1 protein-coding gene is annotated in these 607 nt (G+C 68.4%); it reads right to left on the bottom strand.

Annotated features, from left to right (window positions below; genetic code table 11):
* The coding region (locus R1101_RS28950) for an MMPL family transporter (RefSeq protein ID WP_037225372.1) at positions 1-607 on the bottom strand (607 nt) is incomplete at both ends.

Genomic DNA, 607 nt, shown 5'->3' with positions numbered 1-607 from the left:
GAGCAGCATGCGCACGATCGTCGCGTCGATGATGAGCGCGACGATCATGCCGACACCGAGGAACCGCATGATCGACAGGCCGGAGATGGTGAAGGCTCCGGTGACCACGATCAGCAGCAGTGCAGCGGCGGTGACGACACGTCCGGTGCGAGCGATGCCGTACTCGACGGCCTCGACCGTCGTCGCTCCGGCCGCGCGGGCCTCCATCATGCGCGACATGAGGAACACCTCGTAGTCGGTCGACAGGCCGAACACCACGGCGAGGATGAGGACGACGAAGGTCGGCTCCATCGCCGCGGGAACGACGTGCAGCCACGACGCGCCGTGGCCCAGCTGGAACACCCAGGTCAGCACGCCGAAGGTCGCGGCGAGGCTCAGCGCCGCCATGAGCACCGCCTTGATCGGCAGTGCCACCGACCCGAATGCCAGGAACAGCAGCACCAGGGTCGAGAGCACCATGATCGTGATCATCCAGGGCAGCGAATCCGAGACGGCCTGGTTGGCGTCGTCGACGAGGGCCCGGCCACCGCCGACGAGCAGGTCGGTGCCGTCCGGCACGTCCAGGGCGCGCAGTTCGCCGGTGATCTCGCTCGCCCGTGCGGTGCCG

Source organism: Rhodococcus sp. R1101, from assembly GCF_000278445.1.
In the GTDB taxonomy this organism is placed as follows: Bacteria; Actinomycetota; Actinomycetes; order Mycobacteriales; family Mycobacteriaceae; genus Rhodococcus; species Rhodococcus gordoniae.
This window is presented reverse-complemented; position numbering and strand designations above follow the sequence as displayed.